The 18288-nt window shown below is 66.8% G+C and carries 14 protein-coding genes and 1 pseudogene; 6 read left to right on the top strand and 9 right to left on the bottom strand.

Going from position 1 to position 18288, the window contains the following annotated elements; genetic code table 11:
- Position 1 precedes the first annotated feature (1 nt).
- Together ACVT6V_RS00510 and ACVT6V_RS00505 are read right to left on the bottom strand one after the other, a co-directional pair.
- Positions 2 to 1723 (bottom strand): thiamine pyrophosphate-dependent enzyme, encoded by a 1722-nt coding sequence (locus ACVT6V_RS00510; protein ID WP_489897879.1) that lies wholly within the window; start codon positions 1721 to 1723, stop codon positions 2 to 4.
- Between the two features lie 29 nt (positions 1724 to 1752).
- Positions 1753 to 3366 (bottom strand): FMN-binding glutamate synthase family protein, encoded by a 1614-nt coding sequence (locus tag ACVT6V_RS00505; protein WP_489897878.1) that lies wholly within the window; start codon positions 3364 to 3366, stop codon positions 1753 to 1755.
- A 335-nt stretch (positions 3367 to 3701) separates the two neighbouring features.
- Between ACVT6V_RS00505 and ACVT6V_RS00500 the strand changes: the two genes are divergently transcribed.
- Entirely contained in the window at positions 3702 to 4271 is a 570-nt protein-coding gene (locus ACVT6V_RS00500; RefSeq protein WP_489897877.1) for a DUF4333 domain-containing protein, read from the top strand.
- Here ACVT6V_RS00500 and ACVT6V_RS00495 read toward each other — a convergent pair.
- The 4 genes from ACVT6V_RS00495 to ACVT6V_RS00480 all read right to left on the bottom strand — a co-directional run bounded on the left by ACVT6V_RS00495 (position 4238) and on the right by ACVT6V_RS00480 (position 8905).
- Positions 4238 to 5479 (bottom strand): N-acetylglucosamine-6-phosphate deacetylase, encoded by a 1242-nt coding sequence (locus ACVT6V_RS00495; RefSeq protein WP_489897876.1) that lies wholly within the window; start codon positions 5477 to 5479, stop codon positions 4238 to 4240. The genes ACVT6V_RS00500 and ACVT6V_RS00495 overlap by 34 nt on opposite strands.
- Entirely contained in the window at positions 5476 to 6495 is a 1020-nt protein-coding gene (locus tag ACVT6V_RS00490; protein ID WP_489901074.1) for an SIS domain-containing protein, read from the bottom strand. The genes ACVT6V_RS00495 and ACVT6V_RS00490 overlap by 4 nt, the downstream gene beginning before the upstream one ends.
- A 77-nt stretch (positions 6496 to 6572) precedes the next feature.
- Complete coding sequence (locus ACVT6V_RS00485) at positions 6573 to 7514, bottom strand: N-acetylglucosamine kinase (protein WP_489897875.1); 942 nt, start codon at positions 7512 to 7514, stop codon at positions 6573 to 6575.
- Positions 7511 to 8905, bottom strand: a complete 1395-nt coding sequence (locus ACVT6V_RS00480) for a sugar porter family MFS transporter (RefSeq protein WP_489897874.1) — start codon at positions 8903 to 8905, stop codon at positions 7511 to 7513. The genes ACVT6V_RS00485 and ACVT6V_RS00480 overlap by 4 nt, the downstream gene beginning before the upstream one ends.
- Before the next feature lie 198 nt (positions 8906 to 9103).
- On the opposite strand from ACVT6V_RS00480, the gene ACVT6V_RS00475 reads away from it, so the two are divergent.
- The 5 genes and pseudogenes from ACVT6V_RS00475 to ACVT6V_RS00455 all read left to right on the top strand — a co-directional run bounded on the left by ACVT6V_RS00475 (position 9104) and on the right by ACVT6V_RS00455 (position 15730).
- A complete protein-coding gene (locus ACVT6V_RS00475) occupies positions 9104 to 9772 on the top strand; it encodes a GntR family transcriptional regulator (protein WP_489901073.1) in 669 nt (222 codons plus the stop codon).
- A gap of 255 nt (positions 9773 to 10027) precedes the next feature.
- Positions 10028 to 12760, top strand: a complete 2733-nt coding sequence (locus tag ACVT6V_RS00470; RefSeq protein ID WP_489897873.1) for a cation-translocating P-type ATPase — start codon at positions 10028 to 10030, stop codon at positions 12758 to 12760.
- 255 nt (positions 12761 to 13015) lie between these two features.
- Positions 13016 to 13591: pseudogene (locus tag ACVT6V_RS00465) on the top strand (IS607 family transposase).
- Positions 13591 to 15021 (top strand): IS607 family element RNA-guided endonuclease TnpB, encoded by a 1431-nt coding sequence (gene tnpB, locus ACVT6V_RS00460; protein ID WP_489897872.1) that lies wholly within the window; start codon positions 13591 to 13593, stop codon positions 15019 to 15021. Before ACVT6V_RS00465 ends, tnpB begins: the two are co-directional and overlap by 1 nt.
- 289 nt (positions 15022 to 15310) lie before the next feature.
- Positions 15311 to 15730, top strand: coding sequence for a pyridoxamine 5'-phosphate oxidase family protein (locus tag ACVT6V_RS00455; protein WP_489897871.1), 420 nt, complete (start codon positions 15311 to 15313; stop codon positions 15728 to 15730).
- Between the two features lie 28 nt (positions 15731 to 15758).
- On the opposite strand, the gene ACVT6V_RS00450 is transcribed toward ACVT6V_RS00455, so the two are convergent.
- The 3 genes from ACVT6V_RS00450 to ACVT6V_RS00440 all read right to left on the bottom strand — a co-directional run bounded on the left by ACVT6V_RS00450 (position 15759) and on the right by ACVT6V_RS00440 (position 18109).
- Positions 15759 to 16745 carry an LLM class flavin-dependent oxidoreductase gene (locus ACVT6V_RS00450; RefSeq protein WP_489897870.1) on the bottom strand — a complete coding sequence of 329 codons (987 nt, stop codon included), beginning with the start codon at positions 16743 to 16745 and terminating at the stop codon, positions 15759 to 15761.
- 97 nt (positions 16746 to 16842) lie between these two features.
- Positions 16843 to 17544: an SRPBCC family protein gene (locus tag ACVT6V_RS00445; protein ID WP_489897869.1), complete on the bottom strand. Its 702-nt coding sequence runs from the start codon at positions 17542 to 17544 to the stop codon at positions 16843 to 16845.
- Positions 17545 to 17662: 118 nt separating this feature from the next.
- Positions 17663 to 18109 (bottom strand): hypothetical protein, encoded by a 447-nt coding sequence (locus ACVT6V_RS00440; RefSeq protein ID WP_489897868.1) that lies wholly within the window; start codon positions 18107 to 18109, stop codon positions 17663 to 17665.
- Between the last annotated feature and the right edge of the window lie 179 nt (positions 18110 to 18288).

The raw sequence follows: 18288 nt of genomic DNA, 5'->3' as shown, positions 1-18288 counted from the left end.
GTCAGTCGGGACTTCCCAAGCTCTCCTTGATCTTTGCGATGGCGAAGCCCCAGCCCTGTGAGACGGTCGGCCGCGGTGGTATCGAGATCTCGTTGGGATTGGTGTGAATGTCCAGCAGCACCGGGCCGTCGTCCGCCAGGCCTGCCGCGACAGCCTCGGCGACCGCGCCGGGATCCGTCACCAAACGGGACTTCAGCCCGAGCGCGGCTGCCACCGCCGAGAGATCCGGATTGTCGAGTTCGGTGCCGAACTCGGGCAGGCCGCTCTGCTCCTGCTCGAGCTTCACCATGCCGAGCCGATGATTGTTGAACACGATGAACGTGGCCGGGAGCTGATAGGTCACCGCGGTCCGTAGATCCCCGAGAAGCATCATCAGGCCACCATCGCCGCAGAAGGCAACCACCTGCCGGGACCGGTCGAGAGCCGCAGCGCCCAGCGCCTGTGGCATCGCGTTGGCCATCGAACCCAGATTGAACGAGCCCAACAGCCTTCGATCGCCACGCATCTCGACGAACCGTGACAGCCACACCGTCGACATCCCGGTGTCGGTGGTGAAGATCGCGTCGTCGTCGGCGGCCGCATCGACCGCTGCGGCGACGACCTCGGGGCGGATCAGGTCGTCGCGGTTGTCGATGTGCTTGCGGATCCTTCCGCCCACCGTGCTGCTGTCGTGATCGGGGTCGACGAGCCGACGTTGCGCGGAGTTCCAGAGCTCGTACTCCTTGCGATGACGGTCCAGGTGCGTGGTGTCGGCATTAGGTTTGAGAAGTGGAAGAAGTTGTGCCAAAGTCTCTTTGGCGTCACCCACCAGGCCCTGCCGCACCGTCAGGCGCCGCCCGATGTGTTCGGCACGATCGTCGAGTTGGATCACCGCCTTGTCGTGCGGAAGCCAGTCGCGGTACGGGAAGTCGGTGCCCACCAGAAGGAGGGTGTCAGCCTGATGTAACGCGAGATGCGCGGCCGGATTGCCGATCAGCCCGCTGTGCCCGACCTGGAAGGGGTTGTCGGCCTCGAGCCCCTCCTTGGCCTTCAGTGTGAGAACCATCGGGGCGCTCAGTGTCTCGGCCACCCCGAGTACTTCGGCTCGGGCGCTGCGGGCGCCCTGACCGACGAGCATGGTGACCTTCTCCGCCGCGTCGAGGATCTTGGCCGCTGCCGTGACATCGGCTGCCGACGCCACCGTGCAGCGGTCCGGGGCGATGAACCGGGTCTCGCTCTCGGGCACGTCGAGGTCGCCGACGTCGCCGGGGATCGTGAGCACCGCGACGCCGCGTCGCGCGAGTGCGGCATTCACCGCCTGCTCGAGGAGATACGGCATCTGGGACCCCGCGGTCACGGTGGCCTGATACACCGAGACGTCGGCGAACACGGCGTGATTGTCGACCTCCTGGAAGAAGTTGCTGCCCACTTCCGATGTCGGCACCTGACCGCAGATCGCCAGCACCGGTGCATGTGACTTCTTCGCGTCGTAGAGGCCGTTGATGAGATGCAGTGAGCCGGGGCCGACGGTGCCCATGCACACGCCGAGGGTGTCGGTGAGCTGGGCCTGCGCGCCGGCAGCAAAGGCCGCTGCCTCCTCGTGTCGGACCCCGATCCACTCCATCCGATCCTCGGTGCGAATGGCGTCGGTGATGGGGTTCAGGGCATCTCCCACGACACCCCACACCTGTCGGACGCCGAGGTCGGCGAGTGCGGAGACGATGGTCTCGGCGACTGTGGTCATCTGGTTCCCTTCGATCGTGGTGATTCGAATCAGTTGTTCATGGCCAGGCCCGCGGGCGCGAACGAGTCGGGATCGGCCCGGACCCAGTCGGATAGCCAGGATTGTGGTGTCTCGGAGAGCAATTGGCCGGTCTCGAGCCATTCGTGGATTTCGGCGTAGGTGCGCTGCTCGGTGGCCGAGATCCGTTTGCGCAGTAGATGAGGCGACAGTTGCGACACGTCGGTGATGCCCATCGACGCCATCAGTCGCATCGCCTGTTCCACCGTCGATTTCTGATAGCGGTACGCGCGTTCGCTCTTGTCGGCGACGTCGAGTGCCCGCGCCCGCCTCGGATCCTGGGTGGCCACGCCGACCGGGCAATGGTTGGTGTGACAGCGTTGTGACTGGATACAGCCGACTGCCATCATCATCGCGCGGGCGGCGTTCGTGTAGTCGGCGCCCTGGATCAATCGTTTGACGATGTCGTTGCCGGAGGCCACCTTTCCGCTGGCGCCGATGCGGATTCGGTCACGGAGCCCGGTGCCCACGAGCGTGTTGTGCATCGTCATCAGGCCGTCGGTGAGGGGCAGGCCGACGTGGTCCTCGTACTCCAATGGTGCTGCGGCGGTTCCGCCCTCGGCGCCGTCGACGATGATGAAGTCCGGGGTGACGTTCTCGGCGAGCATCGCCTTGCAGATGGCGAGGACATCCACCCGCGAACCGAGACACAGCTTGATGCCGACCGGCTTGCCGTCGCTGAGCTCCCGTAGTCGGGCGATGAACGCGATCAGTTCCCGGGGCGTCGAGAACTCCGAATGCCCGGGCGGGCTCACACACTTCTCGCCCGCGGGTACACCGCGATACCGGGCGATCTCCTCGCTGACCTTTGCTGCGGGCAGCACACCGCCGATGCCCGGTTTGGCCCCTTGGCTCAGTTTGACCGAGATGCACTTGACCTGATCGTGCGCGGCCTTGTCGGCGAACTGATGCGGATCGAAATGCCCGTCGTCGGTGCGTGTGCCGAAGTAGCCCGACCCGATCTCCCAGACGACGTCGGCACCGCCGAGGTGATACGGAGTGAGTCCGCCCTCGCCGGTGTCGTGCGCGAACCCACCTTTACGGGCTCCGTTGTTCAATGCGCGCAACGCATTCGCCGACAATGCCCCAAAGCTCATCGACGATACGTTCAACAGGGCCATGTCGTACGGTTGGGTGCAGTCGGGCCCACCGACGCGGACCCGGAATGGTTCGTCGGGCGGATCGAGTGGCGCGGTCGAGTGCACGAGATATTCGTAACCGTCGACGTCGATGTCGCGTTCGGTACCGAAGGACAACTCGGCCGCGGTGCCCTTGGCGCGTTCATAGATCAGCGAACGTACATCGCGGTCGTAGGGCCGTCCGTCGAAGTTCCGTTCGATGAAGTACTGCTGCAGCTCGGGCCGCACCGCTTCCAGGAGGTAGCGCATGTGCCCGAGGATCGGGTAGTTCCGTAGCACCGAATGTCGTCGTTGGAGAAGGTCGTAGACGCCGGTTGCGGCAAGCGGGGTCAGGATGACCGCCGCGATGATCCAGCCCCAGGGGCCGAGCACGGCCGCGACTATCGATAAGACAGCCAGGACCGCGAGCAGGAACACCCCGGCTATCCGGAACACCGCGTAGAGCATCGCATACCTCCTTCTCGCGACAACTCGGACATCAGTTGTCACCGGGATGAGCTGTTACCCAGACGACGCATGGAGTCGTCTGGTCGAACGGCAGGAGGCAGCCTCGGTGTCGAGTCTACTCAGTCGCGGTGAGCGAGGATGTGGATGTGTGTGTCCGACGTGCGGGGCATCGCAAGCGTGAACGGTTGGTTAGAAAGGCTCACAAAGGATTTGGGTGATTCTCGATTGACCGCATCGGTGGTCACATTGGGATTACACTGTCGGAAAAGCCCGATTACGTGGTTGCTGTGTGGCGTCACGGATCCGCATCACGCGGCCTTCGAGGGGAGTGTCAGATGACCACGAGACGGCAGCTCGCGGGATGCCTCGCGGTGGTGGCGCTGAGCTTCGTCGGCGCCGGGTGTTCGGTGTCGGTCGGCGGCAGTGACTCGAACGGTCTGAGTGCCGAGCAGTTGCAGAGCAAACTCTCCGACGAGGCCGCTGCCAAGACCGGCGACCCGATCGACTCGATCCAATGCACCAGTGGAGTCGACGCGGAGGTCGGCGATGCCACCACCTGCAAGGTCACCGAGAAAGGCGTGGTCGCGACCTGGGACGTCAAGGTGACAGAGGTCGATGACGGGAACGACACCATCAACTTCTCGTGGACCGTGCAGGACGGCTCGCAGCGGTTGCTGGCCGATTCGATCGTCGGGTCGATCGGCGACAGTTTCGCCCAGCAGACCGGCTACACGCTGAGCGCGGTGGAGTGTCCACAGCAGGAGATAGCGGCGCAACCGGGGACCAGCGTGACCTGTCAGGTCACCACCGCTGAGGGACAGACGGGTCCGCTCCGCCTGTACATGAAGGGCGCAGACGGGATGACCGTGAACTACTCCTGGGATCTGCCCGCCGGAGAGTCGTGAGGCGACATCGTGGGGGCGTACTCACGATCGTCAGGGGTGCCACGGTCGACGATCGGTAGGCCGGCTCGGTAGACATCGCACACCCGGCCGTCCTCCACGATCACCCAGTCGGCGCGGCGGCCCGGTGCGAGATCGCCGGCGCCATCCACGCCGACGGCGCGTGCCGGCGTCGTGGACGTCATCGCCGACGCCGCGAGCAGTGCCGCATCGAGAGGGCCGGGAAATGCGGCCAGCGCGCGCTCGAACAACAATCCCATGGTCGCGGTGCTGCCGGCGATGGCGCCGGTCTCGCGCACCCTCGCGACCCCGTCGGTCACCTCCACCTCCAGAATCCCCAGCCGGTAGGAACCGTCGGTCATCCCGGCCGCCGACATCGCGTCGGTGACGAGCGCAACCCGCCGAGCGCCCACGTCTGCGACCACATGGGTGAGCAGCCCCTGATGAAGATGCACCCCGTCGCCGACCATCTCGACCGTGACCCGCTCGTCCTCGAGCAACGCCAGCACCGGGCCGGGTTCCCGATGATGAAGCGGGCGCATCGCATTGAACAGATGCGTACCGACGCGTGCCCCGGCGCCGATCGCCGCCCGGGTCTGCATGTAGGTCGCTTCGGTGTGTCCCACCGCGACCACCACACCGGCATCGGCGAACCGTTCGATCGCATCGAGCGCACCGTCGAGCTCCGGAGCGATCGTCACCATCGAGATCGCGCCGTCGGCCACCTGCAGCAGCCTATCGATCTCGGTCGGGTCGGGGTTCCGCAGCACAGTGGGATCATGTGCGCCGCAGCGTGAATGGCTCAACCACGGGCCCTCGAGATGAATGCCGGCGACGATGCCGTCGGCGACGAGTGGCCGCAGGCCGCGCACCTGGGCGAGCAGCTGGTCCGGTCCGGCGCTGACGAGGCTGGCCATGGTCGTGGTGGTGCCGTGCGAGCGATGGAACGCCGCCGCGTCGCGCGCGCCGGCGGCGTCACCGTCGGTGTAGTCGGCGCCACCGCCGCCGTGGACGTGCATGTCGACAAAGCCCGGAACGACTGTCGCGGTAAGAAAATTCAGATCCGCAGGACGCGGTGGTGTGCCCTCGCCGACGTCGACGACGCGGCCGTTCCGGCTGGTGAACCAGCCGGGTCGCAGGACTCGGCCGCCGCTGACGATCGCCGACGCCGTGACGAGAAGTGTCGCGGCACTCTCGGTGGGCCGCGTCACAGCGTCTCCGTGACCTTCCGAAGCCCGCGCGGGGTGTCGGGATCACCGCCGCGTGCGATCGCCAGGTGGAGTGACAGTTGTTGCAGCGGGATGATCTCCAGCATCGGCGAGAGCGCGTCGGGCAGTGCGTCGGGAAGCTCGATGCCTCCGGTCAGGTGGGCGATCCGTTCGGCCGACCCCACGCCGAAGACGTCGGCGTCCCGTTCGGCGAGCCGCTCGAGGACCGGCACCATCGCATCTCCGCCCGCCCCGGCCGGCACCACCGCCAGTACCGGAACCTGCGGGTCCACGGTGGCCAGTGGACCATGGAGCAGATCGGCGCCCGAGAACGCCTGTGCGGAAAGGTAAGACGTCTCCATGAGCTTCAATGCCGCCTCGCGCGCGGTCGGGTAGGAGTAGCCGCGTCCGGTGGTGATGAGGCGCTGCGCGAAGCGATAGCGCTGGGCCACCGCGCGGACCCGATCGTCGGCTTCCAGGATCTGCTCTCCGAGGTCCGGAAGTGGTGCCGCCGCGGAGCCGTCGCCGCCCGCGATGCCGTCCATCAACAGATAGAGCGAGAGCAACTCGGCCGTGTACGACTTGGTGGCCGCCACCGATTTCTCCGGCCCGGCAAGAACATTGATGTGCAGTTCGGCGGCATCCGACAGCGGCGACGACTCATTGTTGGTGACCGCGAGGGTCAGGGCGCCCTGTGCCCGGGCGACGTCGACCGACTGGACCAGATCCGGGGATCCGCCCGACTGGCTCACGGCGATGTACAACACGTCGCGCAGGTCGGGGCGGGCGCCGTACACGGTCATCGTCGACGGTGAGACCAGGCCGGCCGGTATCTGATGGATGATCTCCACCAGGTATTTGGCGTACAGCGCCGCGTGGTCGCTGGTGCCGCGGGCCACGAATTGTACGAATCGTGGTCGACGGGAGCTGATCTGGGCGGCGATCTCGGCGATGGGGGCACGGCCCTCGGCCAACAGTTGCCGCCATCGTGTCGGTTGTTCGGCGATCTCCGCCGCCATCAGGCGGCCCGGTGCGGTGTCCTGGCTCGTGGTCATGAGTGTTTCCTCGAGGTTGTCGTAAATGATCAGGTCGGTGGTCATGAGTCCTCACGCGGTTGGTCGGGTGGTCGGGGACAGTCGGCGAGCAATCGGGTCGCGAGCTCTACCGCACCACCGACCGGGTCGATGTCCAGAACTCGAGTCTGTGTCAGACCACGTTGTGCGAGTTCGGAAGCGACCGCCGCAGCGAGCAGCGGTTGGTTCACCGCCTGTCCGCCCGCGATCACGACGGGGCCGGTGAGATCGAGACGTGCCGAGACCTGGGCGGCCAACCCGGCGAGTGCCGCGGCGGCGTCGGCGACGATGCTGTGGCTGGTGGGATCTCCCGCCTTGGCCAGTTCGAACACCACCCGGCCCCGCCCGGCCCAGTAGCGCCGATCCGTCTGGGTGTAGAAGTGATTCAGCAACTCGGTGGCATCGGGGAGGCCGCAGTCGGCGGCCAGGAGCTGACCCAGCTGGCCGGGGGCCGCGCCGCTGTCGGCGCACGCCAATGTCCGGCGCACGGCCTCGCGGGCCACCCAGTAACCGCTGCCCTCATCGCCGAGCAGGTATCCCCACCCGCCGGCGCGGGCCGTGCGCGAACCGTTGCGCCCCCACGCAACCGACCCCGTGCCCGAGATCAGTGCGATGCCGTTCTCCACACCGGCGGCCGCGAGGATCAGCTGGCTGTCGTGCACGATCTGTACCCGGGCGCAGGGCAGACGGTCGGTGATCAGGTCGTGCAGTCGACGGACCGTCGCGGGGGTGTCGACACCGGCTGCCCCGGCGCACACGGCCCGGACATCCTGGTTCCCGCCGAGCCTCTCGATGGCGAGATCGAGCTGGTGGCCGGCCTCGGCGTCGCCCACCGAGGACACGTTGGCGCTGCCGACCACCGCCTCGCGCACGATCGTCCCGTCCACCGCCCGAACCGCGTGGGTCTTGGAGCCGCCGATGTCGAAGGCGATGATCGCCGTGCCGTTCGCCCCTGATCGGGTCATCGCGGATCACCAACCGGTTCGGAGACCGAGCCATCAGTCGGCCATTGTCCGCCGTTCTGCCAATAGTGCTGGATGTCCTCGAGCTTACGACCCTTCGTCTCCGGCGCGAGGGCGTAGACGAAGACCAGGCCGACGAGCGCGAAGGCGCCGAAGATGGCAAATGTTCCGGCGCCGCCGATCAGGTTGATGAGCGACAGCGTGAAGGCCGCGACGATCGCGTTGGCGACCAGATCGGAGGTCAGCATCATCGAGGAACCGTACGAGCGGAGTCGAGCGGGGAAGGCCTCTCCGGCATACACCCAGACCAGGGCGCCGAACCCGAAAGAGAAGCCCATCGTGAACACGATGAGTCCGCCGAACCCGAGGACGTGTGCGGCCGCACCGTTCCCGTGCAGCGGGCCGTAGGTGACGATCAGCATGACGGTGGCGACCACCATGGCCGAGATGCCACCGAGCAGGATGGGGCGCCGACCCATCCGGTCGACGGTGAACAGTGAGGTGATGACCGCCGCGAGGCCTGCGATCTGGACGAACGCCGGCATCATGAGGGTGCCGAAATCGCCGCTGAAGCCCATGTCCTCGAACAGTTTCGGGCTGTAGTAGACGACGGCGTTGATGCCGGTGATCTGGATCAGGAATCCCAGGCCGACGACGAAGACCGTTGCGCGCATCCAGGGTTTGCGGAACATCTCCGAGAGGTGGCCACCCGTTTCGTCGGCGAGAGCCGCGCGCATCTCACCGATCTCGAGGTCGATGTCGGCATCCGGCTCGATGCCGCGGAGCGCATCGCGAGCCTCGTCGAACCTGCCGCGCGACACGTACCAGCGCGGTGTGTCGGGCATCCGCAGGATCAGCAGCGTGACGAGCAGGGCAGGGATGGCCGCCAGACCCAGCATCCAGCGCCAGGCCGACGCCCCGGCCAAGAAGTAGCCGACGACGTAGCCGGCGATGATGCCGACGATCGTGGCGACCTGGTAGGCGACCAGCATCGCTCCGCGCCGGTGTGGAGCCGCGGACTCGGCGACGAAGACCGGCACGATCACGACCGAGAGTCCGATCGTGACGCCGAGGAGCAAGCGCGCGGTGAGCAGGGCGCCGTTGGTGGGTGCCAGTGCACTGAGCAGGGCGAACAGACAGTAGGTGGCGGCGACCGCGACCATCGACCATTTGCGGCCGATCCTGTTCGCGACCCAGCCGGCGGCGATGGCCCCGATGATCTCGCCGATCACCACTACTGTCGCGAGGGCTTGTTTCCCGCCGTCGCCGAGCCCGAAGTCCTCGGCGATGAAGTTCAGCGCAGCACCGATGTTGCTGCTGTCGTAGCCGTAGATGACGCCGACACTCGCGGCGGCGGCGCCGACGAGTGCGCCGGAGGTCGACCTGCGACTCATCACACTCATAGTCGTCATTGGTACTCCCGTTCTCGTGGTAATTGGTATACACCAATTTGTGTGACGGGGACAACATTGGCATATACCAATTGCGTTCGTCAATGGGTAGGGTCGAATTCCGTGTCCGCCACATCCGCACAGTCGTCAGCCGCGCAGCCGCAGCACACGCCGTCAGGTCCGCGATACTTCCAGGTCAAGATGGCCGTCAAGGAGCGCATCACCAGCCTGGGTCCGGGAGCGTCCCTGCCTCCGGAGCGAAAACTGGCTGCGGAGTTGGGGACGTCGCGCACCACTTTGCGCAAGGCGCTGGCCGAGCTCTCGGCCGAAGGGGTCCTGAGCAGTACGCAGGGGAGCGGCAACTTCATCGAGGCGCCGAAGCCGGTCCTGATGCGACAGCTCACCTCGTTCAGCGATGACCTGCAGGCCATGGGTATGTCAGTGGAATCCCGGGTGCTCGCGGCCGCCAACGCCCCAGCAGACGCCGAGACCGCCTCGCATCTGGCCATCGACATCGGCGCGCCCGTTCTCATCCTCACCCGGCTGCGCATCGTCGGCGGAGAGCCGCTCGCGCTGGAGACCGCCCACCTGCCGGGCGATCTCACCGGACTGGCGGACCGCGTGGATGCGAACGGATCGCTGTACGCGACGCTGCGGGACGAGTTCGGGATCGCGATCCGCGACGTCGAGGACTGCGTGCAGACCGCGTTGGCGGCGCCCGAGCAGGCCGGACACCTGAACGTGCCGATCAGTGCCCCGTTGCTGCTGATCGATCGGTGCTCGCGCGACGCAGCGGGACGGATCGTCGAATGGACGCGGTCCCACTATCGCGGCGACCGGGTACGGTTCATCGCTCGCGGCAAACTCTGACACAGCACAGGTTTCACACCGATGTCCTGCGTCCCAGATGGATTGGGTGCAGTCCACGGTCGCTGCAGCGAACCTCGGACATCGGACCGACCACCGATCATCGTGTGACGGTTCGACATCGATGGTCGAGCAAACCCGACGCAACCCCTCGGTGATCGGGCATGATGTGCTCGAGTGTGCGTCGGACGACGCGACGCCGGTCCTTCGCCGGCCTCAGGATGTCCCTCGCCGCGAACTCCGAGAGGACGCACGCGCATGACCTCCACCAGTGACGCACCAGCATTCGGTGACCCCTATCTGCGCAGCGGGGTCGACGTCGCGGCCGCCGCCGGGGTCGACCCGGAATCGGGTCTCGGCACGGCCGACGCGGCGGCCCGGCTCGAGACCTATGGCCCGAACGAGCTGACCGCCGAGCCACCGCCGACGCTCTGGGCGGTGTCCCGCGGCCAGTTGGCCAATCCGATGAACATCATGCTGCTCATCGTCGCGGTGGCCGCCTTCGCGATCGGCCAGATCGCCACGGGGTTGGTGGTGGCGCTGCTCGTCGCGTTCAACGTGGTGATGGGCACGAAGCAGGAGATCAAGGCCCAGGCCAGCGTCGACGCCCTGGCGAATCTTCAGGTTCCCCAGGCGCGGGTGCGCCGGGGCGGGCAGGTGGCCGAGGTGCCGGCCGCCGATCTCGTGCCGGGCGACGTCGTGCTGGTCGAGGCGGGCGACCTCGTGCCGGCCGACGGACGGCTCGTGACGTCGGCGACCCTCGAGGTGCAGGAAGCCGCGCTCACCGGTGAGAGCGCCCCGGTGGCCAAGGATCCGGCCGTGATCTCCGGGGGCGACGTCGCATTGGGCGATCGCACCAACATGGTGTTCCAGAACACCCAGGTCACCCGCGGCTCCGCCGTCTTCGTGGTGACGTCCACCGGTGCGGCAACCCAGATGGGCCGGATCGCCGACATGGTCACGGCCACCAAACGGACGAGATCCCCGCTGCAGCGCGAGCTCGACGGGATGACCAAGGTCTTCGGATTTCTCGCCTGGGGTGCGGTTGCCATCATCGGCGTCATCGGCCTCCTCCGCGGCCAGGACGGTGAAACCCTTGCGCTGCTCTGTATCTCGACGGCGATCGCATCGATCCCGACCGGGTTGCCGACGTTTGTGCAGACGATGCTGTCGTCGGGAGCGCAGCATCTCGCCGAGCAGAAGGCTGTGGTGAAGTCGCTGGCCGACGTCGAGACCCTCGGCGGCACAACGGTGATCAACTCCGACAAGACCGGCACCCTCACCATGAACGCGATGACGGTGGTGTCGTTGTACGCCGGCGATCAATGGTTCCGTGTCGAGGGCTCCGGATACGCGAAGCAGGGGGCGATTCTCGGCACCGCCGGGAGCCTGCCCGACTTCACGCCCCTCGCGCTGGGCCTGTCGCTGTGCTCGGATGCCACAGTCGGCGACGACGGTTCGGTGATCGGTGATCCCACCGAGGCGGCGCTGGTTGTGCTGGCGGCCAAGATGGGCGTCGACGCCGAGGCCACCCGCCGGACGATCCCGCGTGTCACCGAGGTCCCGTTCGACTCCGACTACAAGTTCATGGCCACCTTCCACGACCGTCCGTCAACGGTTCACGGCGCGGTGGTCGAGCAGCCGCACCTCGTCGTCGTCAAGGGCGGCCCGGACGTGGTTCTCGACCGATGCTCCGCGGCGCTCCGCCACGGCGAGATCGTGCCGGTGGACGAGATGCGCCAGCACATTCTGGACGCGAACCGGGAATTGTCCGAGAAGGGGCTGCGGGTCCTCGCGTTCGCCGCCAAGGGTCTCGACGACGCCGCGATGGCCGCTGCGACAGCCGATCCGATGGCCGCCGTCGGCGAGCTGGTGCTCGTGGGTCTGGTCGGGATCATCGACCCGCTGCGGACTGAGGCGACCGACGCGGTGCACACGGCACTCGGGGCGGGGATCGACGTCCGCATGATCACCGGCGACCACACCATCACCGCCCGCGCGATCGCCGATCAACTCGGCCTCGGCCCCGGGGTCATCACCGGCACCGACCTCCAGCGGAGCAGTGACGAAGAGGTGGTGAGCCGGCTGCCGCAACTGCATGTGTTCGGTCGCGTGGCGCCGGAGGACAAACTGCGACTGGCCCGGCTCATGCAGGAGAACGGGGATGTCGTCGCCATGACCGGTGACGCGGTCAACGACGCCGCTGCGCTCAAACAGGCCGACATCGGGGTGGCGATGGGTAGTGGTTCCGAGGTCACCAAGCAGGCTGCCAAGATCGTGCTCACCGACGACAACTTCGCCACCCTCGTGCGGGCAGTGGAACTCGGCCGCGACATCTATCGCCGTATCTCGTCGTACATCAGACTTCAGCTCACGATCCTCTCGGCGGTGCTGCAGTTGATGGTGTTCGCGACCATCTTCAACATCAACGGCGGTGTCGCGATGCTGCCGATGCAACTGTTGTTCTGCAAGTTCTTCGTCGTGGTGACGGTGGTGGTCGGGTTCATCGTCGACGTCCCCGATCCGGGCGTCATGGAACGTCCGCCACGCGCACCGGGGACCCGGATCGTCAACGGGCCGCAGATCGTCCGCTGGGTGATCAGCGGCTTCCTGATCGCTGCGGCCGCGCTCGCGCTGCTGCAGTGGGGTCCGGACGAGCCGTCGTCGAGCGGTGGGTCTGTGTCGATGACGATGGCCTTCGCGGTGGTGGCGCTCAGCGCGGTGAACCTCGGAGTGGTGATGCGCCGCGAGCGCCAGGCGCCGTGGAGTCAGCCGATGTTCCCGTACTTCGGCTGGCTGATCGCCGGCTGGGCGCTCACCTGGGCCGCGGTGGAACTCGGTATGCTCCAGCGCCTCCTGGACACGGTGTCGCTCACCGGCGGCCAGTGGCTGGTGGCGTTGGGCTTGTCCCTGATCACCCCGGCATTCGTCGGTATCGACAAGGCCATCTCGCTGCGTCGGCTACGCAAGGCGTCGGTCGACGGCGCCTGACCGGCTGCACCGAGCGCAGGGTTGCCGACGCGATGATCGTGTTTCGCGGCCAGGAGGCGGGGTCAGCCGACGAGGTGCTCCCCGAAGAACCTCTCGATGCGACGTCGGGCATCCTGCGCTGACGGATCGTGATAGGCGGCGCGGGCGAAGCGTGCCGGCAGGACCGCCCACGCCGGCATCTCGTCGGGGGTTCTGAACAGTTCGTTGGTTTGTGAGTAGACGTGATCGAAGGTGTGTATTTGTTGGCGTGTGTAGCTGGCTGTGTGGGCGCGGTCGCGGGGTGTTCATCCGTAGACGGCGTATCGGTGGTTTCGTGAGGGTCGGATGCCGGTTCCTGCTCGGCGGTTGGAGTCGGGGACGATGTGGGTGGAGACTTCGGTCACCGAGCCTGTTGGTCGGAGTGTTGTGTATGCGCGGGTGTCCTCGCATGACCAGCGGGCTGATCTGGACCGGCAGGTCGCGTGGGTGAGCGAGTGGGCCACGGTCAATGGGCACACGGTTGGCGAGGTCGTGTCCGAGGTCGGCTCGGGCTTGAATGGCAAGCGGCCGAGGATTCGGCGGGTGTTGTCGGACCCGTCTGCAACAGTGGTGATCGTGGAGCACAGGGACCGTCTGGCGCGGTTCGGGGTCGAGCACCTCGACGCTGCATTGTCGGTGCAGGGCCGTCGTATTGTGGTGGCCGACGACGGCGAGAGTGACGATGATCTGGTCCGCGACATGATCGAGGTCCTGACGTCGATGTGTGCCCGCCTGTACGGGCGGCGAGGAGCACGCAACCGGGCGATGCGGGCGGTCACCGCGGCGAAGCAACCCGACGCTGGGACTGTGTGATGGCCGTGAGGTTCCAGATCCCGGACGGGCACGTGCTACAGGCGTACCAGTACGCACTCGATCCGTCCGATGGGCAGGTCGGGGTGTTGGAGTCGCATGCTGGTGGTGCGCGGTTCGCATACAACACGATGCTGCGGGCGGTGAAGGCGAATCTGTCGCAGCGGGAGGCCGAGAAGTCCTACGGGATCGCTCCTGAGGACCTGACCCCGTCGCTGAGGTGGTCGTTCCAGTCATTGCGGAATGAGTTCAACCGCCGCAAGCACCAGGTGGCCCTCGACGAGGACGGGTTGCCGTGGTGGCCGGTGAACTCGAAGGAGGCCTACGCCGGGGCGTGCAGGAACCTATCGGAGGCGTTGGCGAACTTCGATGCCAGCCGGAAAGGCGCCCGTGGTGGTGCGCGGGTGGGGTTCGCGTCGTTTAAATCGAAACGGTCGACCCGCACGTTCACCTTCACCACCGGCGCAATCCGCGTCGAGCCTGACCGCCATCACGTGACGTTGCCCAAACTCGGCACTGTCCGGGTCCATGAGTCGACTCGCAAGCTCGCGCGGCGCCTGGAATCGGGTACGGCACGGATTCTCCGGGCCACAGTGCGATTCGAGCGCGGCCGGTGGCTGGTCAGCTTCACCTGTGTCGTCGCCCGCGCCGTGCAGCGGCCCACACATGTCAAGCTGGTCGCACCGGTGGTCGGGATCGATCTGGGGGTGAAAGACCTTGTTGTCGCCGCGACCCCGGAGGGCAGGGAGGTGATGCGGGTTCGGGCACCGAAGGAACTCTGCCATGCCGGGCGGCGGTTGCGGGCGTTGCACCGCAAAGCGGCCCGCCAGCAGGGTCCGTGGGACGACCCCGCAGGTACGCCCCGGCAGGAGCCGTCGGCCGGGTGGCGGCGTACCCAACAGCAGCTCGCCCGCGAGCACGCGCGGGTCGCGAACCTGCGGCGTGACCGACTCCACAAACTCACCACCCGGTTGGCGCAGTCGTTCGAGGTGATCGGTACCGAGACGCTCGCGGTGAAGAACATGATGGCCGCCGGTAGTGCCCGCAAACGCGGGTTGAATCGTTCGATCGCTGATGCCGGGTTCGGTGAGTTCTTCGGGCAGCTCGACTACAAGACCGGCTGGTACGGCTCGACATGCGTGCGAGTCGATCGGTGGTATCCAAGCTCGAAGACGTGTTCTGGCTGCGGGTCAGTGAAAACCAAACTGGCCCTGTCAGAACGCCTCTACCAGTGCAGTAACGGCGACTGCGGGTTGCAGATCGATCGTGATCTCAACGCCGCAATCAACCTCGCACGCTATGCGCGAGCGGAGCAGAGTGCCTGCTTCGACAATGGTGGAGCCGACCGTAAGACGACCGCTCCGGCGGCGCTGGTGGCGATGAAACCTGAATCCGGTAACGGAAGCGCCTCACCGCAAGGCGAGGCTGCCTGATGAACGAGCACACTCACGTTTGCTCACCAACAGGCAACGGAACATCGACTGTGGGCATGTGCTCTCCTCGACCACTCCGCGCGCTTCCAGCTTCTCCCCGGCCGCCGACGAACCGCCAGGGTCCTTTGTCCCACACCCAGGTGAGGAAGTGCGTGGGTGGGCCGAGCCCGCGATGATCACCGGCTTTCTGTATCAAGATGGAGATTCGATGGTGGGGCCTTCAGCGCGAGCATCGGAGCTGTCCGCGTCGTTCATGAACGGCCCCGATGCCGGAGAAAGTGGGTGACCAATGGATCTGTCCGGACTGGTCGAGTTCGTACGAGCGCACCCCCTGGGGGTCGTGGCCACCGCCGACGCCCGCGGCCGGCCCGAGGCGGCGCTCGTCGGCATCGCCGCGACCGACGAAGGCGAGCTCATCTTCGACACATCGTCGAGCTCGCGCAAATACGCCAATCTCGGCCGCAACGCGAACGTCGCCCTCGTCGTCGGGTGGGACGACGAGGTGACGGTCCAATGCGAAGGCGCCGCCGACGTGTTGACCGACGGGCCCGATGCCGACCGATGCCGGGAGGCCTACCTCGGCGCCTACCCCGACGGCCGGGAGCGATCGAACTGGCCGGACGTCGCCTACATCCGGATAAAGCCCACCTGGATCAGGTACTCGGACTACCGGCCCGCGTCGTTCACGATCGAGGAAGGTCCGCTGTAGTCCGCGTGGTGCCGACGAAGCGCGACTTTCATTGCGGCCGCAGGGCGTACAGGGTTTGCTCGAGGTCGTCGGGGTCGCGGTTCGGGGGAAGGACGACGGTCGGCATATCGGCGCCGGCGTCATACCACCCGTCGAGGGAGTCCGCGGCCGTGTCGGGGTCTCCGGTGAGGGTCAGCTCACCGACCAACGGCTGTGCGGCCTCGGGCAGTCCGGTGGAACCGCCGCCTGCGGCCGCGACGACCGCGTCCACGGGCTCCTCGAATCCCAGCGACCGCAGCGTCTGGCCGTAGAGCGGACCCATCTTGGTCAGGTAGAAGGTGATCCACCAGGCCGCCACCGCCTGCGCCTGTTCAGGATCGGTGTGCACCGCGGTCGGAATCCCCGGACAGATGCGCGGTCGCGTCCGCCCGTCGACGGCCGCGACACCCTCGTCCAGCAGGCGTGTCCGTTCGGCGAGCCCTGACCGCGGCAGAAGGAACGGGTTCCAGATGTCGGCGACCTCACCACAGAGCCGGATGGCCTGCGGCCCCAGCGCGGCCAACGAGATCGGAATGTACGTGGCCGGTTGCGCGGCCAGCCGCATCGGGCGGCATCCGGGCACGCCGGAGTGCGCCCGCTCCCCGTCGAGCAGACTGCGTACCTCGGCGGTGTAGGCGCGTAGACGCGCGACCGGGGCGCGGAACTCGACGCCGTGCAGCCCTTCCGCGAGTTGCGGACTACCGGCGCCGAGTCCGAGCTCGAACCGTCCCGGGGCCAGGTCGCCGAGGCTCGTCGCGAGCATCGCCGTGGTCGCCGGGCTGCGGCCCCACACGTTCAGGACGCCGGTCCCGATCCGGATACGACTGGTCTTCAGTGCGATCTCGGTCAGCAGCACCGCGGCGTTGTGCCCCCAACCCTCGGCGACATAGACGGCGGCATACCCCAGCTCCTCGGCGCGTATCGCCAGTCTCACCACCAGGTCTCGTCGCGTCTCGAGTGGGGTGATCGCCACACCGAGAGGTCGGGGCTGTGTCATCGGAGCTCCTCGGGGGCGCGATCAGTCGAGACGAACAACATGTCGGGACCTCCTGGCCCCCCGGCATCGCCGATGGCGCCGTGAGAAGGCCAGAATCTCATTCGGACGGTGCGGTCGTCACGTGGCGTGGGGCGTCGGCGGCCCGCTCGACATTGCGTTTGAGCACTGCCAGCATCCGTGCCTGCATGACCCAGACCATCGGCGGAAACACCCACGGAACGATGTATCGTCCGAACCATTGTGGACGGAACGCCTCGTAGCCGCCGATGACCAGGCGTGTACGCCCGTCCGGTAGGTCCTTCAACAGGAAACCCCACAGCCCCTCACTGTACGCCGACGGCCGGGGCCGACCGGGCTCCAGCGAACGGCCCCGCAGATCGGTGAACCCGTGCAGTCCCAGGAAGCGATTCGGCTCGAGCGCCGCAACCACCCAGGCGTCCACGAACCGCTGACTTCCCGTGCGGTACTTGATCGTGTCGCCGACCTCGAGGTCTTGCCACTCGGGGTGCACTTCCCGCGCGCTCGGGCGCCCCGCATTGTCGAGGTGATCCCAGGAGTACCACCCGGCACGGTCGCCGCCCAGTTGAACGATCCAGGGCCACACCAGATCCGGCGGAGCGTCGATCGTCACCGCCATCGTCGCTCCACGCGTGCCGCCGGGAACGAATTCAGCTCCCGGATACGGTCCGGTCACCTCCACATCGCTTGCACCCCAGTGCAGGAGTCGAGGACGCAGCCACAACCGATAGAGGACGGACGCGATGCCGACCGCCCCAGCCATCCCGGCCGCGGACCTCATGCATCAAGCCTTCGACGTCCGTTGGGCGTTCACAAGGGCACAAGGTCACGAGGTCGAGAGTCCAGCGCTGGGTACCGTGATGGCGACGGACGACGATCTCCTTCTGCCGCAAGTTCCTTCAGCGGGACTCGGGTGGCTGCGGGGGTGCTTCCGGATCCTGGACCTCGTGGCGGTTTCGGTCGTCGTCGGGCTGATCCTCGGTCTGGCGGCGGTTCCCGTCGCGTCCCACATCGGGGTCGATCTTGTCGGCGCGAGCGAACTCGCCCTCGATCTCCTGCCGCGACTCGGTGGCCTGTCCCTGGTGGACGCGCGCTTGTTCGTTGAGTCGCTTGGCCTCTGCCGCTTTCGCGTCGGCCTCGGCCTGAGCCTTGCGTGCCCGTGCATCGGACTCCTCGGCCATCGCCTCACGATGGCGTAGGTCGGAGACCTGCTGCGTCGCGTTCTCGCGGATGTTCTGGGCTTTGACCCGTTGGCGCTCTTTACGCTGACGCGCGAGCAACAGTACGGCGGCGATCAGGACGATGACGATGACAACGATGACGATGATCCAACCTGCAGTACTCATGGGCAGCTCCTTGTAGCAGTCGGGCCGGAGCGCGAGCCTCGACCCGTTCGCTCGAATCGAACGCTCCTACGATCGAGAGTGCCTCGCGAACCTCGCCGAGGTTGCCGATTCGACGAATTGCCGCAGCAGTCGTGATGAGAAGGGGTGTCGCGCCGGCCATGGCTCGAACCCGGACGTCG

It is taken from the genome of Gordonia sp. LMA167 (assembly GCF_058130025.1).
Note: the sequence above shows the minus strand (reverse complement) of the source record. Positions and strands in the feature narration are given on the sequence as shown.